This window comes from Microbispora sp. NPDC046973, from assembly GCF_040644495.1.
Taxonomy (GTDB): Bacteria; Actinomycetota; Actinomycetes; order Streptosporangiales; family Streptosporangiaceae; genus Microbispora.
In genome coordinates, this window is record NZ_JBEYWQ010000016.1 from 26,693 (window position 1) to 47,077 (window position 20,385).

23 protein-coding genes and 1 tRNA gene are annotated in these 20,385 nt (G+C 69.4%); 18 read left to right on the forward strand and 6 right to left on the reverse strand.

The genetic code is table 11. The features are described from left to right. Positions 1-231: 231 nt before the first annotated feature. Positions 232-305, reverse strand: a tRNA-Gly gene (locus tag ABZ860_RS26520). 119 nt (positions 306-424) lie between these two features. Here ABZ860_RS26520 and dcd point away from each other — a divergent pair. The 3 genes from dcd (at position 425) to ABZ860_RS26535 (ending at position 2,773) form a co-directional block, all read left to right on the forward strand. Continuing rightward, positions 425-1,000, forward strand: coding sequence for a dCTP deaminase (dcd, locus tag ABZ860_RS26525; RefSeq protein WP_079315405.1), 576 nt, complete (start codon positions 425-427; stop codon positions 998-1,000). Positions 1,001-1,156: 156 nt separating this feature from the next. Next, positions 1,157-1,774, forward strand: coding sequence for a DUF47 family protein (locus ABZ860_RS26530; RefSeq protein WP_357224961.1), 618 nt, complete (start codon positions 1,157-1,159; stop codon positions 1,772-1,774). After that, a complete protein-coding gene (locus ABZ860_RS26535; RefSeq protein WP_357224963.1) occupies positions 1,775-2,773 on the forward strand; it encodes an inorganic phosphate transporter in 999 nt (332 codons plus the stop codon). It abuts the gene before it with no gap. 55 nt (positions 2,774-2,828) lie between these two features. Here the strand turns inward: ABZ860_RS26535 and mshD are convergent, their stop codons facing one another. Continuing rightward, positions 2,829-3,719, reverse strand: coding sequence for a mycothiol synthase (mshD, locus tag ABZ860_RS26540; RefSeq protein ID WP_357224965.1), 891 nt, complete (start codon positions 3,717-3,719; stop codon positions 2,829-2,831). A gap of 130 nt (positions 3,720-3,849) precedes the next feature. Here mshD and ABZ860_RS26545 point away from each other — a divergent pair, with 130 nt between their 5' ends. From ABZ860_RS26545 to ABZ860_RS26555, 3 genes are all read left to right on the forward strand, one after another. After that, entirely contained in the window at positions 3,850-5,658 is a 1,809-nt protein-coding gene (locus ABZ860_RS26545; protein WP_357224968.1) for a bifunctional metallophosphatase/5'-nucleotidase, read from the forward strand. A 557-nt stretch (positions 5,659-6,215) separates the two neighbouring features. Continuing rightward, positions 6,216-7,520, forward strand: a complete 1,305-nt coding sequence (locus ABZ860_RS26550; RefSeq protein ID WP_357224971.1) for a vanadium-dependent haloperoxidase — start codon at positions 6,216-6,218, stop codon at positions 7,518-7,520. Between the two features lie 17 nt (positions 7,521-7,537). Further along, complete coding sequence (locus ABZ860_RS26555) at positions 7,538-7,990, forward strand: hypothetical protein (RefSeq protein ID WP_357224973.1); 453 nt, start codon at positions 7,538-7,540, stop codon at positions 7,988-7,990. A gap of 50 nt (positions 7,991-8,040) precedes the next feature. Here ABZ860_RS26555 and ABZ860_RS26560 read toward each other — a convergent pair whose 3' ends face one another. Then, positions 8,041-8,754 carry a response regulator transcription factor gene (locus tag ABZ860_RS26560; RefSeq protein ID WP_357224976.1) on the reverse strand — a complete coding sequence of 238 codons (714 nt, stop codon included), beginning with the start codon at positions 8,752-8,754 and terminating at the stop codon, positions 8,041-8,043. A gap of 269 nt (positions 8,755-9,023) precedes the next feature. On the opposite strand from ABZ860_RS26560, the gene ABZ860_RS26565 reads away from it, so the two are divergent. The 11 genes from ABZ860_RS26565 to ABZ860_RS26615 all read left to right on the forward strand — a co-directional run bounded on the left by ABZ860_RS26565 (position 9,024) and on the right by ABZ860_RS26615 (position 15,918). Beyond that, a complete protein-coding gene (locus tag ABZ860_RS26565) occupies positions 9,024-9,272 on the forward strand; it encodes a MoaD/ThiS family protein (protein ID WP_357224979.1) in 249 nt (82 codons plus the stop codon). A 40-nt stretch (positions 9,273-9,312) separates the two neighbouring features. Continuing rightward, positions 9,313-9,993 carry a DUF2993 domain-containing protein gene (locus tag ABZ860_RS26570; protein WP_357224980.1) on the forward strand — a complete coding sequence of 227 codons (681 nt, stop codon included), beginning with the start codon at positions 9,313-9,315 and terminating at the stop codon, positions 9,991-9,993. A gap of 61 nt (positions 9,994-10,054) precedes the next feature. Further along, positions 10,055-10,567: a sigma-70 family RNA polymerase sigma factor gene (locus ABZ860_RS26575; protein ID WP_357224982.1), complete on the forward strand. Its 513-nt coding sequence runs from the start codon at positions 10,055-10,057 to the stop codon at positions 10,565-10,567. After that, the gene (locus ABZ860_RS26580) at positions 10,564-11,553 is read left to right on the forward strand and encodes a zf-HC2 domain-containing protein (protein WP_357224984.1); all 990 of its coding nucleotides are present in this window, start codon (positions 10,564-10,566) and stop codon (positions 11,551-11,553) included. Before ABZ860_RS26575 ends, ABZ860_RS26580 begins: the two co-directional genes overlap by 4 nt. 138 nt (positions 11,554-11,691) lie before the next feature. Next, positions 11,692-12,057: a thioredoxin family protein gene (locus tag ABZ860_RS26585; RefSeq protein ID WP_357225295.1), complete on the forward strand. Its 366-nt coding sequence runs from the start codon at positions 11,692-11,694 to the stop codon at positions 12,055-12,057. A 173-nt stretch (positions 12,058-12,230) separates the two neighbouring features. Further along, positions 12,231-12,641 carry a DUF4395 domain-containing protein gene (locus ABZ860_RS26590; RefSeq protein WP_357224987.1) on the forward strand — a complete coding sequence of 137 codons (411 nt, stop codon included), beginning with the start codon at positions 12,231-12,233 and terminating at the stop codon, positions 12,639-12,641. After that, complete coding sequence (locus tag ABZ860_RS26595) at positions 12,638-13,477, forward strand: sulfurtransferase (RefSeq protein ID WP_357224990.1); 840 nt, start codon at positions 12,638-12,640, stop codon at positions 13,475-13,477. The genes ABZ860_RS26590 and ABZ860_RS26595 overlap by 4 nt, the downstream gene beginning before the upstream one ends. Then, a complete protein-coding gene (locus tag ABZ860_RS26600) occupies positions 13,477-13,776 on the forward strand; it encodes a DUF1416 domain-containing protein (protein WP_357224991.1) in 300 nt (99 codons plus the stop codon). Before ABZ860_RS26595 ends, ABZ860_RS26600 begins: the two co-directional genes overlap by 1 nt. Before the next feature lie 113 nt (positions 13,777-13,889). Next, on the forward strand, positions 13,890-14,117 hold the full coding sequence (locus tag ABZ860_RS26605; RefSeq protein ID WP_357224994.1) for an AbrB/MazE/SpoVT family DNA-binding domain-containing protein: 228 nt from the start codon (positions 13,890-13,892) through the stop codon (positions 14,115-14,117). After that, positions 14,107-14,541 carry a type II toxin-antitoxin system VapC family toxin gene (locus tag ABZ860_RS26610; RefSeq protein ID WP_357224997.1) on the forward strand — a complete coding sequence of 145 codons (435 nt, stop codon included), beginning with the start codon at positions 14,107-14,109 and terminating at the stop codon, positions 14,539-14,541. The genes ABZ860_RS26605 and ABZ860_RS26610 overlap by 11 nt, the downstream gene beginning before the upstream one ends. A gap of 30 nt (positions 14,542-14,571) precedes the next feature. Next, the gene (locus ABZ860_RS26615; protein WP_357224998.1) at positions 14,572-15,918 is read left to right on the forward strand and encodes a hypothetical protein; all 1,347 of its coding nucleotides are present in this window, start codon (positions 14,572-14,574) and stop codon (positions 15,916-15,918) included. On the opposite strand, the gene ABZ860_RS26620 is transcribed toward ABZ860_RS26615, so the two are convergent. The 3 genes from ABZ860_RS26620 to ABZ860_RS26630 are packed head-to-tail and all read right to left on the reverse strand — an operon-like array spanning position 15,872 to position 18,119. Beyond that, on the reverse strand, positions 15,872-16,789 hold the full coding sequence (locus ABZ860_RS26620) for a hypothetical protein (RefSeq protein ID WP_357225000.1): 918 nt from the start codon (positions 16,787-16,789) through the stop codon (positions 15,872-15,874). The two genes, ABZ860_RS26615 and ABZ860_RS26620, sit on opposite strands and share 47 nt — an antisense overlap. Beyond that, a complete protein-coding gene (locus ABZ860_RS26625) occupies positions 16,786-17,463 on the reverse strand; it encodes a DUF4352 domain-containing protein (RefSeq protein WP_357225002.1) in 678 nt (225 codons plus the stop codon). The genes ABZ860_RS26620 and ABZ860_RS26625 overlap by 4 nt, the downstream gene beginning before the upstream one ends. Next, positions 17,463-18,119, reverse strand: a complete 657-nt coding sequence (locus ABZ860_RS26630; protein WP_357225004.1) for a hypothetical protein — start codon at positions 18,117-18,119, stop codon at positions 17,463-17,465. Before ABZ860_RS26630 ends, ABZ860_RS26625 begins: the two co-directional genes overlap by 1 nt. A 145-nt stretch (positions 18,120-18,264) precedes the next feature. Between ABZ860_RS26630 and ABZ860_RS26635 the strand changes: the two genes are divergently transcribed. Further along, positions 18,265-20,187: a hypothetical protein gene (locus ABZ860_RS26635; RefSeq protein WP_357225006.1), complete on the forward strand. Its 1,923-nt coding sequence runs from the start codon at positions 18,265-18,267 to the stop codon at positions 20,185-20,187. Positions 20,188-20,385 lie beyond the last annotated feature (198 nt).

A 20,385-nucleotide genomic window follows, 5' to 3' on the forward strand; every position in this document is an offset into this window, starting at 1 on the left:
TTCGGAAGGATCTTCGTTGACGTCACCGCCCTCGGACTTCGCATTGTAGTAGACGGGTTCGCGCTCCATGGCTGCCCTTCCTGGGATCGGTTCAGTGGCCCGACCACAGCATCCAAGATCCAAGCCTGGAACAAGACCTGATGGCCCGCTAATGGCCCGAGAAGATCAAAGAGCCGCAGAAAGAATCAAGGCCCGGGTCGGGAATCTGTCCCTGACCTGGGCCTTCTCGCTTGGAGCGGGTGACGGGAATCGAACCCGCGCTGTCAGCTTGGGAAGCTGATGTTCTGCCATTGAACTACACCCGCGTGACCGGCTTTGGAGCCTGTCGCTGCCCCTACTGTAGCGGATCCCGGGCGTGCTCCTGCAGTCTCGACGCGAAGATCCCCGATACCCGCCGCTCAGGGGGCCCACTAGCCTTGCACCCGTGCTGCTTTCCGATCGTGACCTCCGCGCCGAGATCGAGTCGGGCAGGGTGAAGCTCGACCCGTACGACCCGGCGATGATCCAGCCGTCCAGTATCGACGTGCGGTTGGACCGCTACTTCCGGGTGTTCGAGAACCACCGCTATCCGCACATCGACCCCGCGATGGAGCAGCCGGACCTCACCCGGCAGGTGGAGCCGGACGGCGACGAGCCGTTCATCCTGCACCCGGGGGAGTTCGTGCTGGCCAGCACGTACGAGGTGATCAGCCTGCCCGACGACATCGCCTCGCGGCTGGAGGGCAAGTCGAGCCTGGGCCGGCTGGGCCTGCTGACGCACTCGACGGCCGGCTTCATCGACCCCGGCTTCGAGGGGCACGTCACGCTCGAACTGTCCAACGTCGCCACGTTGCCGATCAAGTTGTGGCCGGGCATGAAGATCGGTCAGCTCTGCATGTTCCGGCTGAGCTCGCCCGCCGAGTTCCCGTACGGCTCGGACCGGTACGGCTCGCGCTACCAGGGGCAGCGGGGGCCGACGCCGAGCAGGTCGTTCCTGAACTTCCACCGCACCAAGATCTGAAGCGGCTCATGCAACAAGTGTGTCACGGGAGACGTTCTGGGCACCGGGAAGGGGAAGAGTAGGTTACAAGCGGGCTTGCGTGGCCTGAACTTCGCATTTCCACTGGTAAGCCGTACCCTTCTCTGCGGACCGTCCCCGCACATCTGGAGAAACGACGTGCGCCTGCGTCTCACGCCCCGTGAGGACAGCTACTACGACTTGTTCGCCGACTCGGCGAACAACCTCGTCACCGCATCGCGTCTGCTGGTCGAGATCATCAGCGACGGTTCGGACCGGGAGGCTCTGGCCGAGAAGATGCGCGCCTGCGAACACGCGGGCGACGAGCGCACTCACGCGATCATGAACCGGCTCAACGAAAGCTTCATCACGCCCTTCGACCGCGAGGACATCTACCGCCTCGCGTCGAATCTCGACGACGTGATGGACTACATGGAGGCGGCGGCCGACCTGATCGTCCTCTATCAGATCGACCACCTGCCCAAGGAGGTCGTACGTCAGGTAGAGGTCCTCGAGCGAGCAGCCGAGCTCACGGCGGACGCGATGCCGCGCCTGCGCTCGATGCAGCACCTCAACGAGTACTGGATCGAGATCAACCGGCTCGAGAACCAGGCCGACCAGATCTACCGCAGGCTATTGGCGAAGCTGTTCAGCGGCGAGTACGACGCGCTGACCGTCATGAAGATGCGGGAGGTCATCGAGCAGCTCGAGCTCGCGGCCGACGCCTTCGAGCATGTCGCGAACACGATCGAGACGATCGCGGTCAAGGAAAGCTAAGTGGAGCTCGCGCTTGTCATCGGTGTGGTCGTCATCGCGCTGGTGTTCGACTACACGAACGGCTTCCATGATGCCGCCAACGCCATCGCCACCTCCGTCTCAACCCGAGCCCTCACGCCCCGTCTGGCGCTGCTCATGGCCGCGGTCATGAACTTCATCGGCGCGCACCTCGGCACGTCGGTCGCCTCGACCGTGGGCAAGGGGATCATCGCCCCCCCGGACGGCAGGCACGGCCTGATCATCGTCGGCGCCGCGCTGATCGGCGCCATCGTGTGGAATCTCATCACGTGGTACTTCGGCCTGCCCTCGTCCTCCAGTCACGCTCTGATCGGCGGCCTGATCGGTTCGGCCCTGGCCGCGACCGAGGCCGTGAAATGGGACGGGGTGGTCGAGAAGGTCGTCATCCCGATGGTGCTGTCGCCGGTCGTGGGCTTCTTCCTGGGCGCGCTCATCATGATCGCGATTCTGTGGATCTTCCGCAGGGCCAACCCTCATAAGGCGGGCAAGGGATTCCGGTACGCCCAGACGCTGTCGGCGGCGGGGATGGCACTCGGCCACGGCCTCCAGGACGCGCAGAAGACGATGGGTGTGATCTTCCTCGCCCTGGTCGTCGGAGGGTACGTCCCCAAGGATGCGAGCATCCCCGAGTGGGTGATCACGGCGTCGGCGCTGGCGATTTCCCTCGGCACGTACGCCGGCGGCTGGCGCATCATGCGCACGCTGGGCCGCAGAATCATCCACCTCGACCCGCCGCAGGGCTTCGCGAGTGAGGCGGCGGCGGCCGGCGTCCTCTACACGGCGGCCATCGGGTTCGGCGCGCCGATCTCGACCACGCACACGATCACGAGCGCCATCATGGGCGTCGGGGCCACCAAGCGGCTGTCGGCCGTGCGCTGGGGCATCGCCGGCAACATCGTGACCGCGTGGGTCCTGACGATCCCGGCCGCGGCCGTCGTCGCCGCGATCGGCTACTTCATCCTCAACCTCGTCCTCGGATAGAGGACGCCTCCATACGAAACGGGCCGGCCCCCGAGGGGGACCGGCCCGTCGGCGTTCAGCGCCGGTACATCACGTCCGTCTTCCACCGAGTGAACCCGAGCGACTCGTACAGCCGGACCGCCGCGGTGTTCTCCTCGTCCACGTAGAGCATGACCTGGGCGAGGCCGAGCGCCTGCAAATGCGCGAGCCCGGCGAGCGTCAGCGCCCGGCCGAGGCCCGTGCCGCGCTCGCCGGGCGCGACCCCCACCACGTAGACCTCCCCGATCGGCTCGTCGCCGCCGTGCACCTTGGTCCAGTGGAAGCCCGCCAGCGCGTCCTCCCGTACCGCGAGGAAGAAGCCGGCGGGGTCGAACCACGGCTCCCGCTCCCGCAGTTCGAGGTCTGCCGCCGTCCAGGAGCCCTGCTCGGGGTGGGTGGCGAAGGCCAGCGCGTTGAGCGCCAGCCACGCCTTCTCGTCGCGTCCCGGCTCGAACGTGCGCAGCCGTACGCCCTCGGGGAGGGCGGCGGCGGGCAGGGGCTCGGACAGCGGGCGGCGCATCTGCCACAGGGAGCGCACCCGGGCCAGGCCCGCGCTCGCGGCGAGACGGGCGGCGCCGGGCAGGTCGCCGTGCGCCCACAGGCGCAGCCTGCCCCCGCTCGCCTCCAGCGCGTCGCCCAACAGCCGCCGGCCCAGGCCGCGACCGCGGAAGGCGGGATGCACCACGAGCTCGCCGCTCGGCCCCTCCTCCGGATCGGCCGGATCCAGGTGGGCGAAGCCCGCGACGTTCCCGTCCTCGTACAGCAGTACGGCTCTCGCGCCGTGATCGCCCCCGTGGCGCACCTGGAGCATCACATGCTCGTTGAGCGGAGCGACACCGTCGGCCTCGGCGGCCGCCTCTACCAGGGCGAGCACCGCCGCCACCTGCTCGTCATCGAGCCGTTCCGTGATCTCCACGCGTACGTCCATGTCTGGCACCATAAGTGAAGGGTCGGCGATTCCCCTACCGGGCTTTGGCAATAGACGCCATGGGTTCCCTCCCTGAATCGTTATCTTTGCGCCATTTCCTGCTTAGATCCCCGCTCTACTGTCGGGGGTCATGACCCGAGCATCCCTGACGCGACTGGCCGTCGCCGGCGCCGCCGTGGTGGGCGTCGCCGCCCTCACGATGGGCACGGCCGCCGCATCTCCCGCTCCCCAATCCGGCAAGCACGACCAGAAGCCCGGTCCCTCCGTTCCCGTCCGGTTGCTGACCATCAACGACCTCCACGGCAACCTGGAGCCCCCGACCGGGTCCAGCTCCCGGATCCTCGACCCGAACGGCCCGCTCACCGACACCGACGGCTCGCTGACCGGCATCGCCGGCGGGAAGTACTCGATCGCGGGCGGCGCGTCCTACCTGGCCGCCCACCTCAAGCAGCTGCGCGACGCCAACACCCTCCTGGTGGCCGCGGGCGACCTTATCGGCGCGTCGCCGCTGCTGTCCGCCGCCTACCACGACGAGCCGACCGTCGCCCTGCTCGACCAGCTCGGCCTGGTCACCTCCTCGGCCGGCAACCACGAGTTCGACGAGGGCATCGACGAGCTCAACCGCATCATGAACGGCGGCTGCCACCCGGTCGACGGCTGCTCCCCGGCGGGCGAGTGGAAGGGCTCGAACTTCGACTACCTCGGGGCGAACGTCCTCAAGGAGGGCAACGGCGACTACGCCCTGCCGCCCTTCTACGTCAAGAAGATCAACGGTGTGAAGATCGGCTTCATCGGCCTGGTGACGCAGACCACTCCGAACATCGTCACCGCCGCCGGCATCAAGGGCCTCCAGTTCACCGAGGAGGTGGCGGCGGCCAACAAGGTGTCGAAGTACCTCGCCAAGCACGGGGTCAAGGCGCAGGTCGTGCTGGTCCACGAGGGCGACAACATCACCCCGAACCAGGACCCCAGCTCGTGCCCGGTCATCCCCGGCAACGGCTCGCGGATCGCCACCGGCCTCGACCCGCAGATCGACCTGGTCATCAGCGGCCACAGCCACCAGGCGTACGTCTGCAAGGTGAAGGACCCCGCCGGTCAGGACCGCGTCTACACTCAGGGCTCGTCGTTCGGCCGGGCGATCACCCAGATCGACTTCCGGGTCGACCGCAGGACGAGGGACGTCATCCGCTCCAGCGTCGTCGCCAAGAACAACGTGGTGACCCGCACCGTCACCCCGGACGCCGACACCGAGACGTACATCCAGGCCTGGAAGAACCGGGTCTCGACCGTCGCCAACAAGCCGATCGGCAAGATCACCGCCGACATCGGCAACCTGGTGAACAACTCCTCGGCCGCCACCACCAAGCCCGAGACGCCGCTGGGCGACCTGATCGCCGACGCGCAGCTCGAGGAGACGAAGTCCGGCGGTGGCGCCGAGATCGCGCTGATGAACCCGGGCGGCGTCCGTGCGCCCCTGACGTACGCGCAGAGCGGTTCCGAGGGCGACGGCGTCGTGACGTACGGCGAGGCCTTCCAGGTGCAGCCGTTCAACAACCTCATGCAGGTCGTCACGCTCACCGGGGAGCAACTCAAGGCCCTGCTGGAGCAGCAGATCTGGAAGGTCGACCCGGTGACCGGAGCGGTCACGCACCGGCTGCTGCAGCCGTCCTCGTCGCTGACCTACACCTTCGACACGACGAAGCCGGAGGGCTCGCGGGTCACCGACATCAAGATCAACGGAACCGCGGTGACCGGCACCCAGCAGATCCGGGTGGCCGCCAACAACTTCCTCGTCGGCGGCGGCGACGGCTTCACCGTCTTCACCAAGGGCACCGACCTGTGGAGCGGCCCGCTGGACATCGACGCCTTCGTCGCCTACATGGGCGCGCACTCGCCGGTCGCCCCGCCGGCCACCGGCCGGATCACTCTGATCAAGTAGCTCTTCCGCACGTCGAGGCCCGCTCCCGGTCCCGGGAGCGGGCCTTCGTCATGTCTCGCGTCATATTTCTGTCGTTACAACGGACTTAACAAAAATGTCATTGATCAATGCCGAAACTTCTGTCTACACTCCAACCGACTGGTCGCGATCGGAAAGAAGGTGCCTTGGCCAGAATACGGTTATTCCGTGCACTGACCGCCTCGACGATGTCACTTACCGTGCTTTTTTTGGGGCTGGGAACAGTGGCGCCCGCCCGGGCCGCGGTGGATGTGGGGGACCGGGTTCTCTACTGGAATGACGTGCTTCTCGAAGCGTTTCGCCAGGTCGGCGGAGCTCCGGGCCCGCTCGCGCGAGCGGCCGCAATGATGCACCTCGCCGTGTACGACGCGGCGAATTACACCCAGTGTTACAAGCAGGGACGCGATTTGCGCCCGGTCGACTGCCTCGGTGGGATATACAACCCGGGTATCGATCCGTCGCCTAGGGTGGCGAATCCTGACGTCGCGACTGCAATTGACTACGCAGCGTACAAGGTGCTTACCGGGGTGTTTCCCGAGGTGGATTTCACGCCATTCTTCGCCCAGGCGGAGCCGGTCGCACCCGCGACCGACGCGCAGAAGTCGGGGCGCAGCATCGGTGAGCAGGCCGCGGCTCGCATGATCGCCACTAGGGCCGGGGACGGCTCCACCGACAACACGTCGTACGTCCCGAGCACCGCGCCCGGGCAGTGGCGGCCCACAGGATCGGGCGCCGCGGCCACCCCGAACTGGGGGAAGCTCCACAGGTTCTACAGGTACGGCTCGCCCCAGCCGGCCCCCGACTACCGCTACCCGGTCGACTGGCCGGCCAACGGCACGCTGGACCTGAGCCCCGTCTCGTCGTCCTCTGCCCGGCCACAGCTTCCCGGGGGGTTCTCGGACATCACCTCACTGCTGAGCAGCCAGGCGTACGCCGATCAGGTCAACGAGGTGAAGTCGCTCGGCGGCGCCACCAGCACCACCCGGACGGCCGAGCAGACGCAGATCGCCTGGTTCTGGGCGAACGACCTCAACGGCACTTATAAACCGCCGGGCCAGCTCCTCGACACGACCCGCAGCGTCTCCCAGCAGCGCGGCCTGAGTCAGCTGGAGAACACGAAGCTGTTCTCGACCGTCAGCGCGGCGCTGGCCGACGCCGCGATCGTGGCCTGGGACGCCAAATATCTGACCGCAATCGACCTGTGGCGCCCGGAGAGCGCGATCCAGCTCGCGGCCGACGACGGCAACGCCCAGACCACCCCCGACGCCTCCTGGCAGCCGCTGTCCGCCGACACCGCGGGAGTCCACTTCAGCCCGCCGTTCCCGGCGTACATCTCCGGGCACGCCACCTTCGCCGGCGCCTGGGCCGCCTCGATGCAGGAGTACTTCGGGACCGACTCGATCAGCTTCACGGTCGGCACCGAGGACCCGCACGCGGTGGACTCGTCGGGGAGGTTCCTCACGCGTTCCTTCACGAGCTTCAGCCAGGCCGGCCAGGAGGACGCGCGCAGCCGCATCTACCTTGGCGTGCACTACTCCTGGGACGGCGACTACGGGTACGCCGCCGGCCGCAAGCTCGTCGGACCCGGCGGTGAGCTGCTCGCGGACGGCACGCGTACCCACACGAAGCTGAAGGTCGGAGTGGGCTACACCTATTCGGCGCCGTCGTCCACCGCCACGCCCTCCTCCACGTACACCGCCGACCTGTCGCGGTACGACTCGGTGCGGGACGCCTTCAACCAGTGCGACTACGACGGCGCCGACATCGCACAAGGACAGGGACAGGCGAACTCCTGGGCCTGCAACGTCCAGTACGACGGCAGAGTCCTCCTCTATCTCTTCTGATCCGGGAGAAGGTGCAGATGCAGCACAGATACCGTCTCGCCGCACTGGCCGCGGCCGTACTCGCCGTGTCGGCGGGCGCGCTGTACGCGATCACGAGCCCCGCGGTCGCCGCTCAGGAAACGCCGCAGACCCCCACCGGCCTGCGGATCCAGACGGACCCGTACCAGCCGAACCAGCTCTGCAGGGCCGGGACCGCGGTCGTCTCGAAGAATGACACCATCGTCCTGGCCGCCAGCCCCGTGCCCCTCGGCAGGCATCCGGGTCTGCGCGGGACGTTCGAGGTGGCCGGTGGCGAGGGGACGACGCCGATCAGCAGCACGCGCCCGATCTGGCCGAGCGGCCGCGTGTTCGCCCTGACCATCGACCCCGGCACGCTGAGCGCAGGCGCCTACCGGTGGCGGGTGCGGGCGGAACAGGGCAAGGAAGTCTCCGGCTGGACCCCCTGGTGCGGGTTGACGGTGAAGGACTGATCTCGCGGACGCCGCGGCTCACGTCCGCGAGGACGTGAGCCGTACCGTCTTCAGCGCCTCGCCGGTTCGGTCTCGGTCTGCTGCTCGCCGCCCCGGTCGGGGACGAAGCGGTAGCCCACGTTGCGGACCGTTCCGATGAGCGCCTCGTATTCGGCGCCCAGCTTGGCCCGCAGGCGCCGTACGTGCACGTCCACGGTGCGGGTGCCGCCGAAGTAGTCGTAGCCCCAGACCTCCTGCAGCAGCTGGGCGCGGGTGAAGACCCGGCCCGGGTGCTGGGCGAGGTATTTCAGCAGCTCGAACTCCTTGAAGGTGAGGTCCAGCGCGCGCCCGCGCAGCCGGGCCGTGTAGGTCGCCTCGTCGATCGACAGGTCGCCGCTGCGGATCTCGTCGGGGACCTCGTCGGCGGCGGCCAGCGACAGCCGGCCGACCGCCATCCGCAGCCGTGCCTCGACCTCCGCCGGCCCCGCGGTGTCGAGGATCACGTCGTCCACACCCCACTCCGCCGTCATCGCCGCGAGGCCGCCCTCGGTCACGATCGCCATCAGCGGGCAGGTGACGCCGGTCGTGCGCATCAGCCGGCACAGGCTCTTGGCCTGCACGAGCTCGCGGCGCGCGTCCACCAGGATGGCGTCCGCCGGGGGCGTGTCGATCAGCGCGGAGGCCTCGGCGGGCGCGACCCGCACCGAGTGCAGCAGCAGTCCGAGTGCCGGGAGCACCTCCGCCGACGGCTCCAGAGCGTTGGTCAGCAGGAGCAGATTGCTCACATGAGCCTCCTCGCACCATGTCGGCTCGGCGCCGTTTGCAGCACTGGAAACCGCGACAGCCGTACAAACACGTAAGGACCCGGGGGCCACATCGCCCGAGTCCATTAATTCGTAGGGTAGCCCACACGAAGTTTGCGTCCAATGTGCGTCACCCGTGTGAACAACACGTCACGTGGTTTACCGCCGTAACGTGACGGTGACGGAGAGCTTCCGCAGGGTGACGTGATAGTGATCTGCAGGGTGACGCGATAGTGAGAGGAGCGGCGGACATGGCCAGGGGAACCATCCGCTACTGGGCGGCGGCCAAGGAGGCCGCCGGCGTGCCGGAGGAGCCGTTCGACGCCGAGACGCTGGGGGACCTGCTCGCGGGGATCTCGCGGAACCCGGCCGTCGAGCGCGTGCTGCGCCGGTGCTCCTTCCTCGTCGACGGCGCTCCGGCGGGCACGCGCGATCCGGCGACGATCGAACTCCCCGAAGGCGCCGTGGTCGAGGTTTTACCCCCCTTCGCCGGGGGATGAGCGACTACTCTGATCGCAAAGGCGCCTTCGGAGGGGTCGGATGCGCAAGTTGGTCGTGGCCGTGGCCCTGCTGGCCATCCTGCTCGTCGTGCTCGACCGGGTCGCCGTGGTCGGGGTGCAGCGTGAGATCGCCCGCCAGATCGAGGCCAAGTATGACCTGGCGGAGGCCCCCTCGGTGCAGGTCAAAGGCATACCGTTCCTCACCCAGGCCATCTCGGGCCGATACGAGGAGATCAGCATCGGCATCGGGAAGGTGGAGCGGGAGGGCGTCCAGCTCGAGCGCATCGACGCCACGCTGTACGGCGTCACCGCCCCGCTCTCCGACCTGATCCAGAACGCCGCGACCACCGAGATCAGGGCCGACCGCGTGACGGGGACCGTGGTCATCTCCCGGCAGACCCTGTCGGCCCGCGCGCCGCGCGGCATCAAGGTGGAGGGCACCGGCGACGACGAGCTCCGCGTCTCGGGCAACGTGACCGTGCTCGGCAACCAGGTGCCGGTCACCGCGGACATGAAGATCCAGGTGGTCCAGGGCGGCATACGGCTCACGCCCGCGAACGTGAAGATCGCCGGCGGCATCCCCGTGCCGAATCCCGAGCGGTTCATCTCGTTCACGGTGCCGGTGAAGAACCTGCCGCTCAACCTCAGGATCACCCGGGTGAAGTCGACGAGCGAAGGGCTCGCGGTCCAGGGCACCGCGTCCGATGTCCCCCTCCGATGAGGGCGCGCGTGACGATCGTCACACCGCCGAACCGCCGCGCCCCGGCGTACGTGATGAGGGTGTGAGTCCAGCCGGAACCGCCGACGAGGAGCTCATACGCGCACTTTGGGAGGATCACGGAGGGCCGCTGTACGGCTACGTACTGCGGTTGACCGGTGATCGGGGCAGGGCGGAGGACGTGGTGCAGGAGACGCTGCTTCGGGCCTGGCGGCATCCCTCCGGGCTCCAGGGGCGCCCGGTTCGCGCGTGGCTGTTCACCGTCGCCCGCAATCTCGTCGTCGACCAGCACCGGGCCCGCAAGTCCAGGCCGCAGGAGACGGGGGACGAGGCGCTCGCCGTGCTGCCCGCCGACGACGAGCTGGAACGCGCCGTCGAGTCGTGGGGGGTGGCGGAGGCGCTGGCCTCGCTCAGGGCGGAGCACCGCGAGGTGCTCCTGGAGACGTACTACCGGGGGAGATCGGTGAAGGAGGCGTCGGAGATCCTCGGCATCCCGCCGGGAACGGTGAAGTCGCGGACCTACTACGCCCTCCGGGCGCTGAAGCTCGCCCTGGAGGAACGGGGGCTGGCACCATGACCTGCGAGGAGGTGCGGATCTCGCTCGGCTCCTACGTGCTGGGGGCACTCGACGCCGAGGAGACCGCCGAGGTCGAGGCCCACCTGGAGACCTGCGCGGCCTGCCGGGCGGAGCTGGCCGAGCTGTCCGGGCTGCCGCCGCTGCTGGCCCGCGTGTCGGCCGAGGACATCGAGCGCGCCGCCGCGCCGCCGCCCGCCGTGCTCGACGGTGTCTTCGCGGATGTCTTCGCGAATGGTCACACGGACGCGGTGGCGGTCGCGCCCCCGGTCGCGGCGTCCGCCCGGCGCGGGCGCCGGTCCCGCGTGCTGCTGGCGCTCGCCGCGTCCGTCGTCGTCGCGGCGGTGGGCGGCACGGCGTGGGTGTCGGCGGCGCAGAAGGCGTCGCAGACTACGGTGGCGGGGTCGGCCGCCTCGGCCCCAGACCAGGCAGCCAAGGCTCAGGCGGACCGGGCGAGTCAGGCGCAGGCGGTCCCAGAGCAGGCCGCCAAGGATCCGGCGGCTTCAGATCAGGCGGCACAGGGGCAGGCCGACGCGGCGGGCACGCAGGCGCCCCCGGAGCTGCTCGTCGCCCCGGCGTCGCCCCCGCCCTCGGCCACGTCGTCCGACGGGGCGGTGGCGAGGAAGGTCGAGCCGTCGCGCGCCGAGGCGACGGTCAGCGCGTCGCCCGCGTCGCCCGCGTCGCCCGGGCCGTCCGAGGTGCGCGGGAGCAGCGGCGACGTGCGGATCGCCGTGCGGCTCGTGCCGTACGAGGGCGGGACACAGGTCGTCGCCAGGGTCGCCGGAGTTCCGGCGGGCACGGTCTGCACGTTGCGCGCGGTCGCCAAGGACGGCACGGTCTCGACCCTCGGCAGCCGGACCGTGGGCAGAGGTGAGTATCGCGGGCAGAAGACGGTCCTCGAAGGCTCGACGGCGCTGCGGCCCGGCCGGATCGACCGCATCGAGCTCGCCGACTCGAGCGGCCGCGTCCTGGTGACCGCCAGGCTGTGACCTCGCCGTGACCCGGCGCGGGAATCAGCCGCGCCGGGCGTACGGTTGCAGACGGTGATGACAGGGATCGCGACGCTCGTGGCCACGCTCGTCCTGGGCGTGGTCCTCGGGCTGGTCCTCAAGCGGCGCAACGGAAGGATGCGGGTCGTGGAACACGCCCCGGTGACGAGTGGCGATCTCGGCGTCGACCTCGGCGAGCGCGCCACCCTGGTGCAGTTCTCGACCGCGTTCTGCCAGCCCTGCCGCGCGACCCGCCGGATCCTGGGCGAGGTGGCAGGCCTGGTCCCCGGCGTCCGGCACGTGGAGATCGACGCGGAGTCACGCCTCGATCTGGTCAGGCGCTTCGACGTCCTGCGCACCCCGACCGTGCTCGTCCTCGACGGTGCGGGCAACGTGGTGAAGAGGGCGTCCGGCCAGCCGCGCAAGGCCGACGTCATCGCCGCTCTCGGCGCGGCCGTGGACGGCGCGTCTCACGGGCCGTCTCAGCCATCGGACAAGGTGTGACAGATGCCGAGACGGAAGGTACTGTCGTGGTCATGACTCCCACGACAGAGCTGCTCACGAAGCGGCGCGCGGTGGACTTCTGCCGCGTCGCGACCTCGCTCTGTCGCATGGCCTGAGGGTGATTCCTGCGGCTTCGTGCCGCGTTCCATGAATCCTTCAGGAGCATCCCCACGATGCAGATCGACCCTCGTGGCCCGCGTTTCGGCGCGGCCGTGACCACTGCGGTCCTCGCGGTCGTACTGGTCACGCAGAACCCATGGTTGCTCGCCGCGCAGGCGATCGTCTTCGCGCTGGGCGCCGTCGACGCGTCGCCGTACGGGCTGGTCTTCCGCCGGTTCGTGCGGCCGAGGCTGGGGCCGCCGGCCGAGACGGAGGACGCGGCGCCGCCGCGCTTCGCGCAGGCGGTCGGGCTGGGGTTCGCGGTGGTGGGACTGATCGGGTTCGCGGCGGGGATCACCCCACTGGCCTTGGGTGCGACAGCAGCGGCACTGCTGGCCGCCTTCCTCAACGCAGCGTTCGGCTTCTGCCTGGGCTGCGAAATGTACCTGCTCATTCGCCGTCTACAACCTGGGAGAATCCAATGAGCCGCTCCGCCGTTCTGGTGGACGCCGACTGGGTCGAGGCCAACCTCGACACGCCGGGTGTCGTGCTCGTCGAGGTCGACGAGGACACCAGCGCCTACGACAAGGGTCACATCCGCGGTGCCGTGAAGATCGACTGGAGGACCGACCTGCAGGACCCGGTCCGCCGCGACTTCGTCGACAAGGCCGGCTTCGAGGCGCTGCTGTCGTCGCGCGGCATCGCCAACGACGACACCGTCGTCCTGTACGGCGGCAACAACAACTGGTTCGCCGCCTACGCCTACTGGTACTTCAAGGTCTACGGCCACGAGAACGTCAAGCTGCTCGACGGCGGGCGCAAGAAGTGGGAGCTGGAGTCCCGCGAGCTGGTCACGGACGTCGTCGAGCGGCCGGCCACCCAGTACGCGGCCAAGGAGCCCGACAACGACATCCGCGCCTTCCGCGACGACGTCGTCGCCGCGATCGGCAAGCAGAACCTGGTCGACGTGCGCTCGCCCGACGAGTTCACCGGCAAGCTGCTCGCCCCGGCCCACCTGCCGCAGGAGCAGGCGCAGCGTGGCGGCCACGTGCCCACCGCCCGCAACATCCCGTGGTCGAAGGCGGCCAACGACGACGGCACCTTCCGCTCCGACGACGAGCTCCGCGAGCTCTACTCGGGCGCCGGCGTGGACCTCTCCAAGGACACCATCGCCTACTGCCGCATCGGCGAGCGCTCCGCGCACACGTGGTTCGTGCTGCACGAGCTGCTCGACCAGCCCAACGTCAAGAACTACGACGGTTCGTGGACCGAGTACGGCTCGCTCGTGGGCGTGCCGATCGAGCTGGGGGAGGCCCGCTGATGACCATCCAGGGTTGCGCTGCTCCTGAGCAGACTGTCGCGCTGCCGGCCGGCATCGACCTGTCCAACCAGGCCGTGATCCAGGGCGTCGTCTCCGGCGCCGGCACGGCGTACGCCCGCCTGCTGGACCACAGCGGCGAGTTCACCGGTGAGGTCGTCGTCTCCGACGAGGGCATCTTCCGCTTCTTCGCCGCGCCCGGCCAGTGGACCGTCCGCATCATCGCCGGCGGTGGCGTCACCAAGGACGTCCCCGTCGAGGCCAAGCTCGGCGAGGTCGCCCAGCTCTCGGTCACCGTCTGATCCACCCGTTCTACCGAAGGCCGGTGCGTTCCGCGAACGCACCGGCCTTCTCGGTTTTCCTGTCGGCGGCTAGTATTACGTGCTACCTGTAATACGTGACGGGAACGGGCGCGATGCGGCTGAACAGCAAGGGACAGGTCACCATCCCCGCCGAGATTCGCGAGAAGTACGGCCTGCATCCCGGTGACGAGGTCGATGTGATCGAGGTGGGCAACACCCTGCAGATCGTGCGCCGGGAAAGCAGCAGCACACGGGGTCAGCGCGCCGCGCAGCGGCTCCGGGGCAGTGCGACGACGTCTATGACGACCGACGAGATCATGGGACTGCTACGTGACGAGTAGCACCCTGCGTGTCGTCCGTGAGCGGGTTACCCTCGTCGATTCCTGCGTCCTGCTCGACGTCGCCACCGACGACCCCAAGTGGGCGGCCTGGTCTGCCGACGCCTTGGCGCGGGCTCTGGACGAAGGACGGCTGGTCGTCAACCCGGTCGTGTATTCCGAGGTGTCGATCGGCTACGACAGCATCGAGAGCGTGAACGAGGCGCTGCCACCCGAGGACTACGAGCGCGAGGACGTGCCCTTCGAGGCCGCCTTCCTGGCAGGGAAGGCCTTTCTCGCCTATCGCAGACGCGGGGGTGAGAAGAGGTCGCCGCTGCCCGACTTCTTCATCGGCGCGCACGCGGCGGTGCGGAGATACCGGCTGCTCACTCGCGACACCGCCCGATATCGGACCTACTTCCCCACAGTCGAGCTCATCGCGCCGTAGGGAGGAGCAAGAGCCGATAACATGCGGCAGGTGTCCGGAACGTCCGCACTTGCCGCCCCTCGCCAGGATGCCGCGCCGCGCCGGGCCTCCTGGACGCTGTCGCCGTACGCGCTGCCGCTGAACGCCCTGCGGATCCTCGCCAAATGCGCCCTCCCGCTGATCCTCTGGTTCTCGGCAGGACGGCTGGTTCGCTGGGGGCTCCTCCTGCTGGCCGCGACCGTCTCGCACGGATCGTGGTATCAGGCCCGGCTGGTCCTGACGATGTTCCTGTTCACGCTCGTCGTGATGACGTCCCTCGCCACGACCGTGGGCATGCTGTACGTCGTCCGCGAGGCGCTGCTGGAGACCCAGGCCCGGCGCGCGGGAGGCGAGGCCAAGGAGAGCCTGCTGAACGCTCTCAACCGGACCGCGCTCGTCTTCGCCGGCATCTACACGACCTGGGGCTTCGTCGCCGACGACGCTCGGGAGTTCTCCGGCATCGACATGCTGCGCCAGCCGGACCGGTACGTGCTCGACGCCGGCAGCGGCGACGACAGCGGGGTGGCGGCCGGGCTGCTCAACCTCGATCCGAAGGTCTCCCTGGCGACGATGGCCGTCGCCTATGTGGTCAAGTGGTATTTCGGCCGCCGTCACGAGGCGGGAGAAGGCCGCTTCTCCGGCATACTCGCCACGTTCGGAGAGCTGGCGTTCGCGTTCTACGGGCTCAACGCGATCGCCTCCGCCGTGGGGGCGCGCTCCGACTGGATCGGCCACCGGTCCGCCGTCGCCGCCTGGCACGACTTCGCCGCCAGCGCCGAGGACGGCGTACCGGGATGGAAGCAGGTCTCGGAGTGGCTGGGTGACGTCTGGCCGCACGTCATCGACGCCCTCGCCATCCCGCTCACGTGGCTGACGATCGGCATCCTGGTCTACGGCGCCTACGCGGAGGACACCCGGACCACGATCAGAGGGACCCGCCTGGAGCAGGCGGCGGTCCACCTGGAGCGCACCCACAACTGGACGCGTCTCGCCCTCGCGAAGCTGAGCGCCGGCTGGACCGCTCGATGGATCCCGCTGCTCAACTCCCTGCGTCTGACAGCGCGCGGCGGCGCCGCGCTGTTCGGGCTGTTCGCCCTCTGCTACGTCGGCCTGCACATCGGCGGCGACTATCTTCTGAGGGCCGGCCGCTATCTCACCGCGAGTGAGGAACCGTACCTGTGGTTCGCGACCGGCGAGCCGGTCGTCTACGTGGTGGACCTGGTCGTGACCCTGGTGACGATGTGCCTGATCGCCGCCACGTTCGACCTGGCCGCGACGCGGGCGCGGGCCAGGGCGAACGACGGAGCGGCGGTCAGCGGCGGAACCGCAGAACCTGATCGTCCTTCTCCGGCGAGGTGAAGGCGTCCTTCACGAAGTCCGCGGCGGACTGGCCGGGCACGTCCCGGTAGCTGCTCGGCCGCAGGACGACCTCGACTTCGTCGGCCACGGAGGGCGGGACCACGCCCATCATCTCCAGCCGGTACGGCGTGCCGATCTTGTTGTCCTTGACGTCGGGCGGCGTCTCGTTGTTCACCATCTCCACCTGCCATGTGCGCCCGGCTCGGTCGGTGAACTTGACCTCCGCCGGCTCTCCGTGACGGATGGCGCCCTCGGCGTCGAGTGCGGTCCTGGTCGCCACGACCTTCAACCACTGGCGGTCGGATCGATCCGGCTTGCCGGTGGGATCCTTGATCTTCTCCACGGTGGCCCGCCACGACACGTGCTGCCAGACTCCCGCCTGGCCGGGCTGCACGACGTGGACGGTGTCGTCGGGGCGGCCGTACTTGTAGGCCTGGTAGCCGAACAGCGTGGGGGCGGCGACGGCGAGCACGACGGACAGCACGGTGCCCCCCACCAGCAGGCCCGTACGCCGCCTGGGCGCTGTCGGCACCGCGGGCACCGAGGACGCCGCGGGCGCCTCGGCGGACGGCTCCGGGGAGGGAGGAACGGGCGCGAGCGCCGGGGGAGGCGGCTGCCGGTTCGTCCGCAGCGCGGGGAAGGGCTGCGTGGACCTGTCCTCCCCTTCGGGCTCGGGAGGCGGCCACACGCGCAGGTCCGTCGGCGGCTTCAGCGTGCCGGGGATGGGCACGGAGGGCGGCGCCATCGGCATGGGCCGGGGCAGCGGGCCGCTGTAGGTGATGTCGGAGAGCTGCTCGGCCGGGGGAGCGAACCAGTCCCGGGAGTCCGGGCCGTTCCTCGGCGGGGTTCCGTCCATGGGGGTCTCGGTCATCGGCTCGGGCTCACGAGTGAGTAATGGTCCTCCGGCTGTGAGGTCAGCCGGTCGGCCGCGGCGCCGGACAGCCCGAGGTCGATCTGCGCCTCGGGCGCGTAGTTGTCGCTTACCAGCGGGCTGACGGGAGGGACGAAGACGAGGTCGGCGCCCGGCACCGCGTCTTTGGGCACCTCGAAGACGAGCAGCCCGCTGGACCAGAACCCGGGCTGGATGTACTTGTTGAACAGCGTCAGCGCGTCGCTGACCTTGTCCGTCGGCTGATAGCGCCGGCCGTCCGCCGTCAGGAGGACGGGGGGACCGAGCCTGCTCAGCTTGAAGGGCTCGCGTGCGCTCGTCGCCGAGACGTCGACCAGGAGGAACAGGTTGCTCGTGGCCACCTTGGACACCTTGTTGGAGTAGTCCGTGGTGTCCACGGTGCGGGCGGCCGTTACCGACAGGACCTTGACGGTGAAGCGCTTGGTCTCCACGGTCTCGCCGACCCGGCCTTTGTAGGTCAGGTAGGAGGTGCGCTGCTCGAAGGGCATCGCGAAATTCTGCTGTACGTAGACCGCCGCGGCCGCGAGCACGATTCCGGCCACTCCGGCGCCGATCCGCCGCCCCACACCGCGCCTCGGCGGCTTGGCGCGGACCGCGCGACGGGAGGTGCGGCGCTCCGTCTGTGTGACCGCCATCAGCTGCTCTCCTTCCGTACGGGAAGGGTGATCTGCGTGGCCACCTCGGGCTCGAAGGGGCCCTTGTCGTCCTTGTACGCGCCCGCGAGCTGCCAGGCGTAGCCCTGGTTCAGCAGCCCGAGTTGCTCGTACACGAACGAGCCCACGTCGAGGCTGATCTCCGGGGGCGCGGTCGCGGTCGGCTCGAGTTCGTACTTCACCACGACCGTGGTGGTGATGCCGGGATGCAGCTGGTGGCTCTCGACGCCGAGACTGAGCACGGAGACCTGGGGGCCGTACTTGGTCTTGATCTCCGGACGGGTCCGCAGGAGAGAGCCGGCGAAGGAGCCGAACGGCGAGTACTTCCCGGACTCCGGGACGACGCCGATCGAGGCGGTCTCCTTGCCCATGTTGGTGACCTTGAGGACGAGCTCCAGATAGCGCTTGGTGTCGCCGAAGTCGCCCTTCTCGGTGGTGTCGATCGCCTTGATGAACTGCGTGCGGAACTGCCCCTGGTCGATCGTGTCCCCCGGCGAGACGGTGGACGGGGGCTTGTCCGGGGCCTCCTTCAAGCCGCCGAAGGCGGCGGTGACGCCGACGCCCACTACGGCAAGCGCGAGAGCGACCGGGACGAGGACCGGGCGTCGTCGACGGGCGCCATTGGGGGATGACGTCATGGCAAGCGATGGTAGTACGACCACAGTTGCCCCATTGGTCGCAATGGTTCGACCCCCCGCGCGGAAATGCGTCCGAATGGCGAGAAGCCCGCCCTGACAGGGCTTCCAGCTCCTACGCTGTGACCGAGGCGGACATGGAGGGCCTGTGGGCGACCCGCACCCCGAGCATGCCCAGTTGCAGGCGGATCGGATCTACCTGGGCTGGCAGTACGCGCTGCTGTACCCGGATCCCGGGCCGCCGCCGAAGCGGCCGGCCAGGGAGGACGTCACCGAGCCTCCGGTGGACACCGAGTGGATCCACCGCGAGCGGCTCCAGAAGGACCTGCTCAACCGCCCCGTCCGGATCTTCCGCACGTTCATGGCCGTGGTGGCCGCGGGGATCCTCGTCCTCGGCGTGACCGGCCTGCTCACCTGGTCGTTCGTGATGCTGGGCGTGGTCGCCGCCGGCGGCGTGGCCGCCATCTGCACCTACGCCATCCGCCAGGGCGACCGTACGGTCAACGAGCGGCTCGACGAGCGCCGCCGCAAGGCGCTGCGGGAGCAGGAGCGCCGCCAGCGGGAGATCGTCACGGCCCAGGAGGAGCACGCCGCGAAATACCGCGACTGGGCCGAGAAGAAGAACCGCTTCGACCAGCAGATCAACTGGTACGCCGTGGCGGTGCCCGACGACATCGACCGGGTCGACGTCGCCGGGGGCACGCTGACCGGCTGGTCGGCGCTGGTCACGCTGATCGGCGCGACCCGGCTCTACAGCGGCGGCCACCTGACCGTGCTCGATCTGTCGGAGGGCGCGATCGCCAAGGACCTGATCGAGCTGGCGCGCAGGGGCGGGGACGACCCGCTCGTCTGGGTGCTCCCGGTGGACCTGCCCCGGCTCGACCTGGGCGCGACGCTCAAGCCCGAGGCGTTCGCCGACGTGCTCGCCCACGTGGTGAGCGTCAGCGAGGAGACCAGCAGGGACATCGGCTTCGACAACGCGATTTTGGAGCGCGTGCTCGAGGTCCTGGGCGAGAACGCGACGATCAGCCAGGTCACCGCCGCCCTGCGGGCGCTCGCGCAGGTGGGCGACCCACGCGACGACATGAAGGGCGGCCTGCTCACGGCGTCGCAGCTCGAACGCATCGGCACGCTGTTCGGCCGGGGCGTGGCCGACCGTGTGGTCATCGAGCGCGCCTGGGCGCTGGAATCGCAGCTGCGCAAGCTGGAGACGCTGGGATCCCAGGCCGTACGGCTGCCGCCCGCGCGGCTGCGGGTCGTCAGCATGGACCGGCAGGCCGGGGTCTTCGGCAACCGGGTGCTCGGGACCTATGTCGCGACCGCGCTCACGCACATCCTGCGCCAGTCGCCGGCCAGCGAACGGCCCTGGTATCACACGATCATCGTGGCGGGCGCGGACAAGCTGCGCGGCGACGTGCTCGACCGGCTCATGGACGCCTGCGAGACCTCGCGCACGGGACTCGTGCTGACCTACCGCAGTCTCACGCCGACCGTGCGGGAGCGGCTCGGCCGAGGGCACGCGGCCGTCGCGTTCATGCGCCTGGGCAACGCCGAGGACGCCCGGGTGGCCAGCGAGCACGTCGGCACCGAGCACCGCCTGGAGCTCGCCCAGCTCACCGAGACGTTCAGCTCGGCGGTCAACGGCCCAAGCGGCTTCTACACCTCCACCGTCGGCGACAGCCGTACGGAGGGGGAGGAGAAGAGCGAGGGCGACCTGCGGGAGGACATCACCGAGTCGACCGAGTGGGGGCGGCGCGCGCCCACGGTCGCCGACGGCGTCCTGCAGCGGTCGCGGGAGTTCCTGGTCGAGCCGCACCAGCTCCAGCAGCTCCCCACGACCTCCGTGATCGTCACCTACTCGACGGCGGAGGGACGCCAGGTGCGCCTCGCGGACGCGAACCCGGCGATACTCACCTTCCCCAAGACGACGCTGGGGGAGTTCGAGGAGATCCGCCGGGCCGCCCTCGCGCCCCCGGAGCCCGAGCCGGAGCCGGAGGAGCCCGTGCTGTCCGACGTACCCCCGAACCTCGGCCCGCCGCCGCCTCGCCTCGACTGGCGCAAGCGGTCATGAGCACGCCGCCGTCCGCTGCCCGACGTACCCCCGCTGCGCTTTCCCACGGTCGGCCCGCCGCCGCCTCGCCTCGACTGGCGCAAGCGGTCATGAGCACGCCGCCGTCCGCTGCCCGACGTACCCCCGCTGCGCTTTCCGACGGTCGGCCCGCCGCCGCCTCGCCTCGACTGGCGCAAGCGGTCATGACCGCTCCCGAAA

Coding starts and splice junctions, on each gene's coding strand:
- mshD (WP_357224965.1), bottom strand. CDS start 3,719: ATGGACGTACGCGTGGAGATCACGGAACGGCTCGATGACGAGCAGGTG.
- ABZ860_RS26545 (WP_357224968.1), top strand. CDS start 3,850: ATGACCCGAGCATCCCTGACGCGACTGGCCGTCGCCGGCGCCGCCGTG.
- ABZ860_RS26555 (WP_357224973.1), top strand. CDS start 7,538: ATGCAGCACAGATACCGTCTCGCCGCACTGGCCGCGGCCGTACTCGCC.
- ABZ860_RS26565 (WP_357224979.1), top strand. CDS start 9,024: ATGGCCAGGGGAACCATCCGCTACTGGGCGGCGGCCAAGGAGGCCGCC.
- ABZ860_RS26570 (WP_357224980.1), top strand. CDS start 9,313: ATGCGCAAGTTGGTCGTGGCCGTGGCCCTGCTGGCCATCCTGCTCGTC.
- ABZ860_RS26580 (WP_357224984.1), top strand. CDS start 10,564: ATGACCTGCGAGGAGGTGCGGATCTCGCTCGGCTCCTACGTGCTGGGG.
- ABZ860_RS26585 (WP_357225295.1), top strand. CDS start 11,692: ATGCGGGTCGTGGAACACGCCCCGGTGACGAGTGGCGATCTCGGCGTC.
- ABZ860_RS26590 (WP_357224987.1), top strand. CDS start 12,231: ATGCAGATCGACCCTCGTGGCCCGCGTTTCGGCGCGGCCGTGACCACT.
- ABZ860_RS26595 (WP_357224990.1), top strand. CDS start 12,638: ATGAGCCGCTCCGCCGTTCTGGTGGACGCCGACTGGGTCGAGGCCAAC.
- ABZ860_RS26600 (WP_357224991.1), top strand. CDS start 13,477: ATGACCATCCAGGGTTGCGCTGCTCCTGAGCAGACTGTCGCGCTGCCG.
- ABZ860_RS26605 (WP_357224994.1), top strand. CDS start 13,890: ATGCGGCTGAACAGCAAGGGACAGGTCACCATCCCCGCCGAGATTCGC.
- ABZ860_RS26620 (WP_357225000.1), bottom strand. CDS start 16,789: ATGACCGAGACCCCCATGGACGGAACCCCGCCGAGGAACGGCCCGGAC.
- ABZ860_RS26625 (WP_357225002.1), bottom strand. CDS start 17,463: ATGGCGGTCACACAGACGGAGCGCCGCACCTCCCGTCGCGCGGTCCGC.
- ABZ860_RS26630 (WP_357225004.1), bottom strand. CDS start 18,119: ATGACGTCATCCCCCAATGGCGCCCGTCGACGACGCCCGGTCCTCGTC.